This is a genomic window from Adlercreutzia sp. ZJ176 (assembly GCF_011038975.1).
Taxonomy (GTDB): Bacteria; Actinomycetota; Coriobacteriia; order Coriobacteriales; family Eggerthellaceae; genus CAAEEV01.
The window spans coordinates 188,113-202,300 of the sequence record NZ_JAAKEC010000001.1 but is presented as its reverse complement, the minus strand read 5'-3'; the positions used below and the strand labels follow the sequence as shown (position 1 = coordinate 202,300).

Annotated in this window: 9 protein-coding genes; 3 read left to right on the top strand and 6 right to left on the bottom strand. The window is 64.6% G+C overall.

Annotated features, from left to right (window positions below; all coding sequences use genetic code 11):
- The first annotated feature begins 74 nt into the window (after positions 1-74).
- Positions 75-2,612 (top strand): AAA family ATPase, encoded by a 2,538-nt coding sequence (locus tag G7Y50_RS00845; protein ID WP_165047437.1) that lies wholly within the window; start codon positions 75-77, stop codon positions 2,610-2,612.
- Positions 2,587-4,578: a hypothetical protein gene (locus tag G7Y50_RS00840; protein WP_165047425.1), complete on the top strand. Its 1,992-nt coding sequence runs from the start codon at positions 2,587-2,589 to the stop codon at positions 4,576-4,578. The genes G7Y50_RS00845 and G7Y50_RS00840 overlap by 26 nt, the downstream gene beginning before the upstream one ends.
- Before the next feature lie 25 nt (positions 4,579-4,603).
- Here G7Y50_RS00840 and G7Y50_RS00835 read toward each other — a convergent pair whose 3' ends face one another.
- From G7Y50_RS00835 to G7Y50_RS00820, 4 genes are all read right to left on the bottom strand, one after another.
- Positions 4,604-5,281, bottom strand: a complete 678-nt coding sequence (locus G7Y50_RS00835) for a DUF6179 domain-containing protein (RefSeq protein WP_165047421.1) — start codon at positions 5,279-5,281, stop codon at positions 4,604-4,606.
- Complete coding sequence (locus G7Y50_RS00830) at positions 5,265-5,831, bottom strand: DUF6323 family protein (protein ID WP_241159483.1); 567 nt, start codon at positions 5,829-5,831, stop codon at positions 5,265-5,267. The genes G7Y50_RS00835 and G7Y50_RS00830 overlap by 17 nt, the downstream gene beginning before the upstream one ends.
- 272 nt (positions 5,832-6,103) lie before the next feature.
- Positions 6,104-7,471 (bottom strand): ATP-binding protein, encoded by a 1,368-nt coding sequence (locus G7Y50_RS00825; protein ID WP_165047409.1) that lies wholly within the window; start codon positions 7,469-7,471, stop codon positions 6,104-6,106.
- A gap of 446 nt (positions 7,472-7,917) precedes the next feature.
- A complete protein-coding gene (locus tag G7Y50_RS00820) occupies positions 7,918-9,168 on the bottom strand; it encodes a hypothetical protein (protein ID WP_165047403.1) in 1,251 nt (416 codons plus the stop codon).
- 632 nt (positions 9,169-9,800) lie between these two features.
- Here G7Y50_RS00820 and G7Y50_RS00815 point away from each other — a divergent pair.
- Positions 9,801-12,110, top strand: a complete 2,310-nt coding sequence (locus G7Y50_RS00815; RefSeq protein ID WP_165047396.1) for a C1 family peptidase — start codon at positions 9,801-9,803, stop codon at positions 12,108-12,110.
- 109 nt (positions 12,111-12,219) lie between these two features.
- On the opposite strand, the gene G7Y50_RS00810 is transcribed toward G7Y50_RS00815, so the two are convergent.
- Both G7Y50_RS00810 and G7Y50_RS00805 read right to left on the bottom strand, forming a co-directional pair.
- Positions 12,220-13,455 carry a hypothetical protein gene (locus G7Y50_RS00810; RefSeq protein ID WP_206214715.1) on the bottom strand — a complete coding sequence of 412 codons (1,236 nt, stop codon included), beginning with the start codon at positions 13,453-13,455 and terminating at the stop codon, positions 12,220-12,222.
- Between the two features lie 208 nt (positions 13,456-13,663).
- Positions 13,664-14,107 (bottom strand): GatB/YqeY domain-containing protein, encoded by a 444-nt coding sequence (locus tag G7Y50_RS00805; protein WP_165047389.1) that lies wholly within the window; start codon positions 14,105-14,107, stop codon positions 13,664-13,666.
- Between the last annotated feature and the right edge of the window lie 81 nt (positions 14,108-14,188).

Below are 14,188 nucleotides of genomic sequence, written 5' to 3'. Positions count from 1 at the left end.
CTTGAGTCGCCCCTCACACGAGAGCCTCGTGATATCATCCTCGAAGCGGCATCTCACGAATTGAAGGGGGCCTTATGGCCAGCTACGAAAAGCTTGAGGACGTCATCGGCAAGGACCTGCTCTCCTGGGTCAGCTATCCGACATACGAGCTGATGAAGGTCTGCTTCGTCTATCCGCAGTACGTTTTGTCGGGGGACGAGCTCGTGCCTCTCGACCCGGGTCTTTTCCCGAGCCGCGGATGCATATGCGCGAGCATCAACGGGAAGTACGATGCCGGGAAGATCCGCGGCATGTACGGCGAGGTCGTCATCGCGAGGATAAACAAACGCGACATCGGAAACAAAGAGGAAGACCACGACGACCGGTACTTCGCGAAGCTCAACCCCGACTACATCGGCGGCGAAATCGAGCTCGAGGCCTTCGAGGACCACAAGCTCGGCCGGAACCTCATCCAGATAGTCGAAGTCATCGACGACGCCGACTTCGCTCACCCGTTCAAGGACGCCCTTGAAGCCAAGAGCGCCGAGCCTCCCATCACCGACCTCATCGCCGTCGAGCAAACCGAGGGAACGCGGCTTCTTCGCTACGGCCCCTTCGCGTACCGCTTCTCGGGGGAAGGAAGCATCGCGCTTTCGGCGACGGACGACTACCGGCAGAACATCTTCGCGGCCGAGACGGAGATCGGCGACGTCGTCACGCTTCGCTGCTCCACCGACCTGTACGGCGAGACGAAGTCCTTCATCAAGCTCAGCGTGTTCAACGCGCTTTCGAGGCGGGCGAGCGCTGCCATCGACTGGATGAGCGACGCCGACCTGCTCGAGGGCCTGCGAAACATCATGCGCAAGCAGGCTGAGCTCACGTTGAGCCCGGCTGAGATCAGCGCAGCCATCAAGGCGATCGGCGAGAGCAGCTCGGCTGACGCCGGGTTTTCCCTGACGGAGGGCAGGAAAGAGCGCCTGAGGGCGCTCCTGGCGAAGCCCGACAAGGCGCTCGAGTACACGGAGATCCTGGCCGCGGCGCTCCGCACGCCCGAGATGTCGGATCGCCTGATGGAGCTGGCCACCTCAGAAGAGCACTGGCCCTCGGTGAAGGAGCTCCTGGTGGACAGGAAGGAGATCGCCGAGCAGCTCGAGCAGGAGATGGCGGGCTACCGCGCCGAGGCGGAGGAGCAGAGGCGCCAGACCGAAGCCGCCAAGAAGGAGGCGCAGGCCGCGCTCGCCGACGCGCAGCGCATTCGCGAGGAGGCGCTGGGAAGCGCCCAGGAGGAGCTCGGTGAGATAAAGCGGGAGATAGCGGAAGGGCGTGGGGAGTTGGAGACGCTCGCCGCCGCGAAGCAGCGCCTGCAGGAAGACGCTGCGCTGCTCGAGGAAGCGGCTGCCTCCGTGCTTGCGAAGTACGACGGAGACGCGCGCTCCCTGCTGGAGAACGTGCTCGAAGGGCGCTTGGCGGGAGGCGCGCTCGCGTCAGCTGGCACCGCCCGCGGCACGGCGAGGAAGACGGCGAGATCAGGCCTCGCAACTCCTCGAATGCGCGAGGACGAGGAAGGGCTCTCTCCTGAGCAGATCGTCCAGAACATCGTCTCCTCCCTTGACGTGGGCGCATGCCGCGAGGTTGCGAGCGAGGACGTGGCGAACCTCATGGTCTGCATCATGAGCGGCAACATCACGGTTCTCTCCGGGCTGCCCGGCACGGGGAAGACCTCGCTTGCCGAGGCCGTCGCCGGGGCGCTGGGGCTCCGGCAGGACGGCGCGCGCCGCTTCACGCGCATCAACGTCGAGCAGGGCTGGACGAGCCACCGCGATTACATCGGCTACTACAATCCGCTGACCGGCGCGCTCCAAGCGACCGACCAAGCGGTGATGGACGACATCCTGCTCCTCGACGGCGAATGCCGCGCCGCAGACGGACAGGCCCTGCCCCCGCATCTGATCCTGCTCGACGAGGCCAACCTCTCGACGATGGAAAACTACTGGTCGCCCTTCATCGCGAATTCAGATGACGCGCTGGCCAAGCCGACTGCGCTCAACATGCAGGGCGGGGAGAGCCTCCTCGTGCCCGCTTCTGTGAAATGGCTGGCGACGGTGAACTTCGACCATACGACCGAAGCGCTTTCGCCGCGCTTCCTCAACCGCGCGTGGGTCGTCGACACCGGCGCAACCGAGTCCGTCGCCCCGAGCTTCGGCGAGGCCATGAGGCGCGGGTCCGGCTTCGGCGAGGAGAGGGCGTACAGCTACGGGCGCCTCATGGCCGCCTTCGGCCCGACGGGCAACAGGATCGAACCGTCCCAGCGCGAGCTGCTCGAGCGCGTCTTCTCCGTTTGCGCCGAGCACCGGGCTCCTGTTTCGTGGAGGTGCCAGCAGGCGATCGCGCGCTACGTTTCCACGGCTACGCCCCTGATGAGAGCTTTGAAGACGAAGGGCGAGCCGAGGGTTGTGGACTACGCCGTGGCGCAGCGCGTCCTGCCTTCGATAAACGGGATGGGCGAGGTCACCCGCAGGCTGCTCGAGGAGCTGAAGAAGGCGTCCGAGAAGACCCTCCCGAAGACGTGCAGGTTGGTTACCCACATGCTTGACCAGGGCAACGACGATGGATTCTACCAGTTCTTCTGCTAAGGGGGCGCAGGCTGCCCCTTCGCGGTTCGCCGTTCGCCTGAAGGGCGGGACGGGCCAGGTCGACCTGCCCTTGCTGCGCGGATGCGAAGAGGACGGAAGGCTTCACCTCCAAAAAGGCGTCGTCACGCAAGACGGGCAATACGAGGTAGCGCTCCTCTTTCCGAAGGGGTGCCAGATTGCGGCGCGCCGCTTCCGCGTCGAGGTGAACGACGAGGCGTTCGACCTCTATCGGGAAGAAGGCGCCCTGCTGCAGACCATCGTGGGAAGCGAGGTCTGCGAGGGCTTTCAGCTCAAATCGGAGGATCGTGGCACTAGGCTGCGCCTCTTCGCCCTGGCTTACGGATACGTGCGCCTGCGAGTGGCCTTCCTGGACGAGCGGGGAGCCGAGGTCGACGTCTTCCGGACCAAGGACATCACGTGCGAGTGCAGCCAGGAGGTCAATGCGAGGGACATTGAGCAGATGCTGGCGGTTTTGCTCGGCGACCCCTCGAAGGACGTCGCGCTGCGATGGCTCCTTTCGGATGGGGGCCGCGGCGCGCGCGGCCGCTACTCCGTTATCGAGGGCGGCTTTAAGCGCGGCGCCGAAAGGTCGGTCGACACCTACCTCGTGGCGACGGAGAACGCCCTCGACGCGATCGAGGCGGCGATCCCCTCGTTGAAGGCGCATGCCGCGAGTAGGATCGTCCCGTCGGAGAAGGTCATTCCGGCAAGGGAGGCACGCCGCTTCGGCGCCCGCGAGGCGCGCTGGCTGGCGCGAAACCCGCAAGCGCTTCGGCCTGCTGTCCCAGGGGAGCGGGCTCTCGCCTGCGGCGGCGGCAGATACGCGCCCGAGAGCCTTTCGGCCGCGCAGGCGAAGCGCAGCTTCGACGTGTACGAGAACCAGGTTGTCCTCGCCTTCCTTTCGCTGGCCATCTGCCAGCTGACCGACTTCGCCGACAGGGTCAGCTGCGACAGCAGGCTCTTCTCGCCGCTGGACGCCGCGGCAGATGACGAGGGGTCAAGCCGTTCGTTTTCCGGAATCGCGCTGCGCATCCTGAGAGGCAACCGGCTCGTTCGGGCCGAGAGGGCGAAGAGGCTGCGCGGCAGGGCCTTGCGGGCGAAAAAGCTCCTTTCCTCCGTTCTCCCCCATGTGACCAGCATAGACATCACGCAGGCTCCCCTGCGAAGGACTCCGACGTTCAGGGAGGTCCATGCGTACTCGAAGATCTTCTCCGCGGTCGACCGGTTCCTCTCCTTCGGCGAGTCTCCCTACTTCTCGGACGGGCTTGCCATCGAGGTGGTGCGCGCGGACAGGCTCTACGAGATATACGTGCTGTACTGCCTGCTGAGCGCTTTGGAGAAATGTGGCTTCGCGCCGAAGGAGGGCGAGCGGGCCGTCTACGCGGGGGCGTACGACCCTACGCCCAAGTACCCGGCGAACCCGTCTCCCGTTGCGAACGTGTTCGCGCTTGAGCGAGGGGACGTGGCGGTCCGCATGTGGTACGAGCCGGCGATTTACCCCGACGCGCGCGAGCTCAACGGCTGCTCGCTCCACAAGACGCGGGGCGGGACAAACCCCGTGACGCCCGATTTCGTGATAAAGGTCAATGACGGTGCCGGGAGCAGCGCCTTCGTCCTTGACGCCAAGTACAGCCGGGCTGACTCCCTGACGCGCGTCTATGCGGGGGAGAGCGAGTCCCGATGGGAGGCGTGCGTCGGAAAGTACCTCAAGGGGGTCGTCGACGGAGAGACGGGGCGGCTTCCTTGCGGCCTTTGGCTGCTCTCCGGCTTGAGAGGCGAGCGGGATTGCTTCGTCGGCCTCGACACGCTGCCTTGGCTGACGCAAGAGAGAAGGACTTTTGAGAGCGGCATCATGCCGGTGCGTCCCGGCGTCGACGTCTCTGACCTGCTTGTGCACATGGGCATCATCGCCTCGGAAGGCGGTCGTCGGCAAGGAGGGCCGACAGCAGCTGACGCAGGCGTGTGATCCCGGGAACATGATCGCGCGGAGATCACCAGGAGCCCGTGCCGTCCGGACGGCGAGCGCCCGTGCTCCCGGCGAGCATGAGCTCTCCCTCGTGGGGAAGCAGCAGGTCGTAGAGGTTCACGTGCAGGCCGCGGTAGTCGGGGCAGACGCGCTCGAGCACGGTGACGCAGCTGCCCACGTCGAACCGCGCGATCCAGCGCGCCTCGGCGAGGAGCTGCGCCAGCCACGCCTCTACGTAGTCGAGCCCCAAGAGGCTCGGGTCCACGGGCTCGCTCAGCTGGTAGTCGATGTCACAGGGGGCCTCGTGCGCGGCGAAGTACGCGTCGTAGCGCCTCCTCACCTCGCCCAGGCTCGCCAACGTGTCGCGAAGGGCCACGTTGCGAATGGGCGGCATGGTTGCCACCACCTCGCGCCAGAGGACGAGCGCGTCGTCCGCCCGCCCTTCCAGCGCACGGACGGCCGCCCTCCAGAGCGCGATGGGGTCCTCGACGTCCAGCGCGCGGGCGGCCTCATCGGGCGCGGCGCCCGCGATGCCCAGCGCGTAGGCCACCGACGTCGCCAGCTCGTGTGCCTCGCAGGCGGACACGCTCGACGTCTCACCCGCGCAGTACAAGTTGGCGACGTGCGCCATCAGGCGCGCGAAGTTGTCCGAGGCTCGCTTGGGGTCAGGGGCGCCCCCCTGTCGGCTAATCGTCCCAGCCATCGGCCCACCCCTCTCCGTCCCATCCGTCGGCCTGCTCGTCGTAGTCCCACTCGGCGGGGTCGAAGGAGTACGTGCGCCCCTCGTCGTCTGCTATGCAGTACTCGTCGCAACTCTCCGCCCCAGCTGCCCGGACGTACTCGGCGGAGAAGCCCATGACCTCCTCCGCCGGCATCGAGGCGACTGTGGCGGCGTCGCCCCACTCGTCCAGGCAGCCGCGCAGGGCCTCGGCGATCTCTGCGTCGGGCACGTCGACGGGAAGCTCGTCTCGGATGGCGTAGAACGCGTCTTGGAGCTCCGCGAGGTCTTGGGCGACTCCTTCCTGCAAGAGGCAGGGCGACGTCGCCACGGCTTCCGCCACGGCTGCGATCGCGGGAGCCCCGAACTCCACCCGCCCGATCTCCCTCAGTGCCTCGTCCCTGCGCTCGGCGAGCATCCGGGCGTCTTCGCGGGAGATGGAGATCCCTCCTGCGGCCAGCCGCCCGTTCACCTCGGCAAGCGTCGAATCCGTCCGTGCCCTCGCCGGTACCGAGAGCCATGCGTTTTCGTCCATGCGAACCACCCCTTGTCAAATCGCGGACAATGTCTAATACCGCGAAGGAGCGCGCAGTTCAAGACTGCAATTCTCAGTGCAAACATGGTAATGTGGCGGTTGCCGGACAGCGCTTTCCGCGAAATCCTACGCTGCTGTGGCATGGCTTAGTGTGATCTGCTCGTCCCGAATGCAAGCGGCGAGTTAGCGCAATAGCGGAGCCAAGGTAATTCCTTGATCGCGAATATGCTGGTCCAATGCGGCGCCTATCTCATAAGCGTCGCATTGCATCATTACAGCAGCCACTTCCAGGCCGGCACCACGTTGACAACCCCCTCCGACACCCCAATCGTTTCCTCGTCATTAAGCGTTACGATCGTGCCCTCTCCGATGCCGAAACGTCGCATTCCGGCGCGCAACGCCGACACCTCGCGGAGTCGGGTCCTTTCGTTGGACACATCGCACGAAACCTGGATCAACTGGAAGGCGTCCTGCATCAGCGCATCGCCGACGACAAAGTCAATCTCATGGCGCCCGCCATCGTCAATGAGCGCACGAGCGATCCCGCCTTCTCGCAGGCTGCCCGCCTCTCGGCGAAGCTTCACGAACACGGCCGTTTCCAAACGCTGCGCCTCATCGCGCGCCATTGAGGGCGAGAAGGCCACGAGCATCCCTGGATCAACGGCATACACCTTGGACACCGAGCGCGTGTTGTCGGCAAGCGCGCGCGAGAACTCTCGCAGCGTGAACACAAGGTAGGCTTCCTCGTAATACCCCAGCAAGTTGGAGAGCGACTCGCGGGCCACGGAAACGCCCGCGCTCCTGAGCGCTTGGTGCAGCTTGTTCAGCGACAGCTCCCGTCCCGACATTCGCAGGCTGCGCGTAAGGAGCTGGGACGCGACACGCGGGTTCTTGAAACCGTAACGATCAACGACGTCGAGGTTCACCGCGCGCTGCGCATATTCCTGGAGAAGCTGGATGGCGTCGGCGCGCTCTAAGCTCTGAACGGCAATGAACCCTCCCTGAAGCAGGTAGTCCCCAAGCAGATGCCTCAACTTCGCAATCGTCGCGCTTCCGAAGGCTTTGTCTTGCTCTCCTGCCGGCCCGACCGGAGCCAGCGTATCGGCGGGCGCACCATGGAATCGCGCATATTCGGAAAAGCTCATGGGAAACAGCTCTTTGGAGAGGGCCCTTCCCCGAAACTCCGTCGCAAGATCCGCCGAGAGCAGCTTCGAGGAAGACCCGCTCACATATATGGTTGCCTTCTGAGTGTCAACCATGCGGCGCAGGAACATGCCCCAATCGGGAACTTCCTGTATCTCGTCGAAGAAGAAAAACGCTCCCTGCTCTTTCGCCTTCGGGTTCATTGCGAAGAAGGTATCCACCACCTCCGACAGCAGCGCACTCGAATAGGGCTTCAACCGCTCGTCCTCGAAGTTGAAGTACAGGATCGAATCTGCGGGATAGCCCTGATCGACGATCCGGCGCATCTCCTGGTAGAGGCGAAACGTCTTGCCGCAACGGCGAACCCCCGTGACCACCTTCACCAGATTGCCGCGCGCCGGAGGCAGCACGTCTCCCAGTGACATATCGCGTTCGAATACGGAGGGGATTCCCTCGTCAAAAAAATCTTGGATCTTCTCGGCGACCACGGAATGCATACGGCCTCCTTTCCCCTCTGATCTTGTCGTTCAATACGTCAAGATCAGCCTAAATCTTGCCGCCTGAAACGTCAAGATCGTTCAGGAGCCAGGGAATAAAACAGAATGGCGATGGTCGTTCCTCTAAAGAACGGCCTCCCAAGAACGCGCCGACCGTCTTCAGGGGGCAGCGCAGATCGTGACGAAGTCGCAGACGAGCAAGCTGATGTCGGTTGTGAAAAAACGAGGGAACCAGGCTGTTCCGCTGCAAGATAGGTCATAAGGAAAGAGGTTGTTTGCCCAGTTCATATAGGGCAAACAACCTCTTCTAATTGCAAAAACCGAGTTTTATCAGTGGCGAACGTGGAGAAGATGAAGGTCCGGCGATTGCCGGAAGGAGCTTTTCCTCAGAAGCCTACGTTGCCTTCTGCCCTGCTGCCGGCCCTCGGCCGGCAGCAGGGCGCGTCCTATTTCTCCTGCTTGCGGCCGAGGGAGGTGTTGTCCTTCGTGCGGTCGCGCAGCGCGGAGACGGCGCTCTCGGCGTCTTCGCGGCGATAGTCCTCGCCGTCCCGGTCGATCTGCTCGCGGATGACGACATGGCTCGGAACGTCCTGCACCCGGCCGTTCACGCGGTCGTTCCAGACGAAGAACTCGTGGTCCTCGGGCAAGTCGCTCACGTCGGCGAAGTCCTCCCTGTCGGCGGTGTTGGCCGCCGTTGCCGCCAGCACCTCGCGCACGTACTCCTTCGTGGGCTGAAGGTCGAGCAGCTCGGGGAACTCGCCGTCGGGGATCACCTGCTGCCACTCCTTGCCTTCGTACGTGCCCAGAAGCTCGCAGGCTTTGTGGAGGTGCGCCACCTCTTGCTCGAAGCAGCTCTCCCATATCTTCTTGATGGAGGGGTCCGTCTCGAACTGGGCGAAGGAGCAGTAGAGGTAGCTTTCGACGTACTCGTGCAAAAGCAGGTTCTCCAACCAGGTCATGGTGGGGTCGAGAAGCGCTCCGTACTGGGTTACGTGCTGCTCCTCCACCATGCCTATCTCCAGATAGAGGTCGCGAGAAACCCCTTCGGGGGCGGTGTTGCCGATGTTCATGTAGTAGTTCATGGTCTGCTGCTCGCCGGCGGTCAGCGTCATGGTGCTGATCAGCGTGCGGATGTCGGCGGCTTTCGCGTCGGCGGCGCGGCGCACCGTGTCGGACGGGTGGCGGTGGTGCGCGATGGTGGGGCGACCCGGCGTGATCTCGATGGTGTCCAGCGTCAGCTTGTGAGCGGGGAGGTCCTCGTCGGCCTTCAGCAGGTTGGCGTAGCGGTACAGGTGGTCGAAGTCCTCGAGGAGGGCGAAGTCCATGCACGCCTTGGCGTAGGGGTCAGGCTCGTGCATGGCCAGCCACGCCGTCAGGTCGACCGCCAGCTGCTCGTAGCCGATGGTGGTCTCAAGCTGCGTCTCGTCCGACGGGCTCAGCCAGTTGATGTGCTTCTGCTGCATCTGCTCCATGCGGCGGCACAGCGCTATCTCACGGCGGAGGTCGTTGTCGCCGCAGTGGCGGTGGAAGTTGTGCCCGAACATGGCGGCTTCCACCTCGATGCCGTTCATCAGGATGACGCGCGCCTTCGTATAGGGGTCGGTCTCCATCTTGTCGTAGGGCTTGGGGGAGAGCTCTTTCCAGGTGGGGACCATCTCGAGTATCGATTTGCTGGGCTTCTCGTTGAAGGGATTCATGGCATACCTCCTGACAGGTGTCGATCTAGGCGTCGATTTCCTCGCATTCGCTTCGGAGCAACGCGTCGCATCGCGGGCAGGCCGGCCTTCTGCCGGCAAGGGTTCGCATTGCGGGCAGGCCGGCTTTCTGCCGGCAAGGGGTTGCGCTTGCCCCTTGCCGGCCATCGCCCGGCCCTTCGCGTCTTCCCAAGCTGCGGCCCATCCTAGCAAGCGCGAAAAAGCCCCTGAACCCTTTTCAGGTGCCTGTGAATCTCCAGTTGGGAAGATGTAGAAAAGGGTAATGAACCGCTGCGACGACAAGCGGTGGCCGCCGAGGACGGAGGCAGCACCTTCTTCAAAGGTGACGCGAGCGTCGGCGCGAAAGCTTTGCGAAAACCCAGGAGCTGCCTGCGAGCCTGCGGGCCTCGGGCAGAAAGTGCAGGCTCCTGGGACGTTTGACCTGCGAAATGAGGTAGAATCGAAGAAGCTGCGAACGAGTTTCGCGCAGCTGCGCATCATCTTGCTCTTCTGCTTGCTCTATCTCTTGCTTTTTGCTCTTTCCCCGCTTCGCCCCTTGCTTCGCCTTTGCTCTGCCGCCGGCTCTACCCTCTGTTCTGCCCGTGCTTGCAACACATTACGCGCAAGGAGTCCTGATGAAAACGCAGTCCCTCCCCTTCGCCAATCGCCTTACCCGCGTCGCCCTCGCCCTTCTGCTTGTCTTCGCCCTCGTGCCGCTGATGCCGGGCGCTGCCCTCGCCGACCCCGCGGATGCGGGCGCAGACACCGCCGCAACTGACAGCAGCGCGGCAGCCGACGGCAGCGCGGCCAGCAGCACAGCCGATCCCGCGGATGCGGGCGCAACCGACAGCAGCGCGGCAGCCGGCAGCAGCGCGATCGACGGCAGCGCGATCGACAGCAGCGCATCACTCGACCGCCTAGTGTGCATATTCAACGAGACTTATGCCGAGATGGTCCAAAAGTACAACGCGACGGGCAACGTAGACGATCTCCTTACCAACCGCGCGAACAACGGATCCGGTGCGACGAACGGCATCGCGTCGCGAGCCGCGCTTCCTCCAAAGTTCGATCTGCGCTCCCAGGACAAGGTGACCCCGGTCAAGCTGCAGAACCCTTGGGGCACCTGCTGGAGCTTCAGCGCGATTGCCGCGTCGGAGACGAGCATCTTGAGCGAGCTGAGCGAGTCGGCTTCCCGAGAGCCTGACCTGTCGGACCTCTCGGAGCTCCACCTCGCATGGTTCGCCTACACCCCGCTTTCCCAGGATGCTATTGACTTATCAGGCTCTGCCAACTACCAAAGCCAGGTGGGGGAGGGCTACTATACGGTAGACGCCGATGGGAAGCATAGCCTTGACCCGAGCGTCATCCTCAACCAGGGCGGTTCGCCTCCCACCATCACCTCGGTGCTGTCGTCAGGCATCGGGCCTGTCCGTGAGTCCGATGCGCCCTACCGCAACCAGAACGGCAGCACTGTCAAAGACCAGGAAGGCAATCCTGTTTACTACAGCGCTGATGGCGGCTGGTCGGTTGACGAGAGCCTGCGCTTTGCGTCCGCCCTTCAGCTTGAGCATGTCAACATGCTGCCCTCTCCTGCCGGTACTGATGAGCAGGGCGCCTACCGTCTCAACCAGCCCGGCGTCGACGCCATCAAGAGCGAACTGCTCCAGGGTCGTGCGGTGAGCATCAACTTCTGCGCTGACCAGTCCCGGCCGGGCACGTCGGTCGACCCCAAGTACATCAACGCCGACACGTGGGCGCATTACACCTACGAAGATGCCCCGCCGAACCATGCCGTCACCATCGTCGGGTGGGACGACAGCTACGCGCAGAGCAACTTCCTGACATCGGCGCAAGTGCCGGGCGCCACGCCGCCGCCTGGTCCCGGCGCCTGGATCGTCAAGAACAGCTGGGGGTCGCAGACGGGAGCGTTCCCCAACAAATTCAACTGGGGCGATAAGGGCTACTTCTACCTGTCCTATTACGACCAGAGCATCACCAACGTCGAGACACTCGACTACGACACGACCAAACATGACACGACCGCTCGAGGTCACCAGGGGGATTACCGCATCATCGATCAATACGACTTCATGCCTTCGCCCAGCCCGCTTGCGCTGAAGAACGTCATACCGACGGGCATGGCAAACGTCTTCACAGCGTATGAGCGCCAAGCCGTCACCGCGGTGTCATGCGAGACTTCCGATCCTGGCACGACGGTCAAGTACGAAGTGTACCTTTTGGATGACGCCTCGACGGGGCCCAAGGACGGCAAGCTCGCAGCTGCCGGCACGGAGACGTATGAGTATGGCGGCTATCACCTCTTCCATCATCCTCAAAGCGTGATCGTGGAGAAAGGGCAGCGGTACACGGTTGTGGTAGCGCAGGAAGTTGACGTGCCGAAAGTTGACGGACCAGGTGAATCGACCGTCTATCCTTTCCTGTTCGACCTCGGCATCAACCGGAGCGGCTGGGAAAAGCAGGAGCAGGAGCAGCCAGGGGTCTTGACCAAGTATGCGCGCGGCATCGTCAACTACGAAGAGAGCTTTTTGATCCAAGGCGAGGACAGCGGGGAGTACACGGTGGATCTGGTTGACTTCGCGGCTGCCGGCCCCTTGGGCGAAGACGTTGACTTCGACAACTTCCCGATCAAGGCATACGCAAACCCAGCACCTGCGCCGGAGCCTGGGCCGACGCCTGGGCCGGAGCCCGGGCCGGAGCCCGGGCCTGGGCCTGCTCCCGAGCCTGGGCCGGCGCCTGAGCCCGGACCTGGGCCGACACCTGCTCCCGCTCCCGCCCCTGCGCCGGCGGAGGCCACGACGGGGACGCCGCTGGCCGACACAGGCGATGACCTGGGGCTGCCCGTGGCGATCGCGACGGGCGTGGCTGTGCTCGCCGCGGGCGTCTGCGTGGTCGCGGTCGTGTGCATGCGCCGCCGCCGCAGGTAGCGCGTTTACTGGCGACGAAGCGAAGGGAAAATCGGCAGTAAGCATCGGCAGTAAAGCGAAGCCGACCGCGCTTCTTCGCCGCAGGTAACAGTGAAGGCAGTTGCCCTCGTCAGATCTTGTTCATCTCGGCGGCCACGGTGTTGTACCAGTGCTGCCAGTTGGGCGGGCAGTACTTCTTGGCGCCGGCCTCGGAGAGCGTGTAGCCGTAGCCGCGCGCCAGGCCGCGTACGTGGGCGTCGATGGCCTCCTCCCAGCTGTTCCAGCTTACCGAGCCCCAGCCCCATGCGTTGTACGGCCTGAAGCAGTTCGCGCCCTTCGAGCTCTCGACGAACGAGATGGCGGGCGAGAAGCGCGGGTCGACGCCGTAGTTCCACGCCGCCTCCGCGAACGTGGCGCCTTGGCCGGCGAGGGGCGAGCCTGCCAAATACGCGTTGATGCGCCCGGCCCAGGAGTTTACGAACGACGTCTTGTCGCTCGACCAGTCGGCGTTGTCGTTCGTGGGTGGCGCTACGGGCCCGGGCGCGGCGCTTGGGGCGCTCGCGCTGCCCGCCGAGCCGTTCGCGCTTGACGCGACGTCCTTCGCGGCTTGCTCTTCGGCTGCGGCCTTCTCGGCATCCGCCTTCGCCTGCGCCTCGGCAGCTGCGCGCGCCTCCTCCTCGGCGCGTGCCTGGGCTTCCCGCTGCGCGCGCTCGCGCGCCTCCTGCGCCTCGGCGAGCGCCTGGGCCGCGCGCGCCTCCTCCTCCTGCGCCTGCTCGAACGCCGTGGCGAGCGCGTCCTTCTGCGCGTCGAGCTCGGAGGTCATCGCCAGGAGCTTCTCCACTTCGCCCATGTGCGTGCCATAGACGCGTCCGAGGAAGTCGACCGAGGTGAGGAAGGTCTGGAAGCTCTCGGCGGAGAGTATGAGGTCGACGAGCGAGGAGCCTTCGCGCTGGATCTTGTAGAGCTCGCCGAGCGCCGCGCCGCTGCGCTCGCGCTGTGCGGGCAGCTGCTCCTCGATCGCGGAGATGCTGCTCTCGTTGTCTGCGATTTGTTGCTCGAGCTCGGCGACATGCGCGGTGGCTTCGTCGTAGATGCGCGCCGACTCCTCGATGGCCTGCTGTGCCGCGTCGGCCTCGGCTTCGATGTCGGTGGTCACGGCGTGAGCCTGCGTGAGCGCACCCGCGCCTACGGTCGTGCCGAGCGGCGTGAGGGCGAGCGCGAGCGCGACGAGCACGGCAACGCAGGCTGTCGCGATGGGATGTGCGAAGGGGCGCGACGGCGCGGCAGGCGGGATGGCCTGCGCGGCGCATCCGGCAAGGGGTCGCGCGGCGGTATGGGGCGGCAGCGAGGTGCCAGGCAGTCTCATGAGAGCGGGTTCCTTAATGCTTCAGTTGCTCTTGACGTCTGTTTGCTGTACCAGCATAGCAAAGGGCATGCCGGAAAGCTCCCAATCCCACAAAAGCCCCCCAACCGCCGAAAGGGATGCCGTTGCGCTTGCGGCCTTTTCCGATTCGCTTCTAGTTGCCGAAACTCCCGCTGCTCCCGCCACCGTCTTCCCGCCGCGTTCCTTCGGCCTACCCCAGGCGCTTGCCCAGCTCGGCGGCTGCGGCGGCCTTGTCGAAGTTGCCGCCCGTCTTCTTCGTCAGCGCGCCCATCACGCGGCCCATGTCCTTCTTCGTGGACGCGCCCGTCTCGGCGAGCGTCTCGTCGATGAGCGCGAGCAGCGCCTCGCCCGACGCCTGCTGGGGCAGGTACTCCTCCAGGATGGCCACCTGGGCGGCCAGCGTGTCGGTGCGCTCCTGGTTGTTCCCGGCCTTGATGGAGCCGTCGAGCGTCTCCTTCGTCTGCTTGATCACGCGCTTGAGCATGGCGTCCACGTCGGCCTCCGCGATCTCGCGGCGCTCGTTCACCTCGATGGCCTTGAGCTCGGTGTGCACCTGGCGCAGGATGTCGCGGCGGCGGTTGTCGCGCGCCTTCATGGCGGCCTTGATCTCGCCTTGCAGCTGCTGATACTCCATGTTCGTCCTCCTCAGCTCGGTATGCGTCTCGAGGACCAGTATAGCGCTCGCCCACGACGCCGCGCGCTCAGGCAAGCCCAG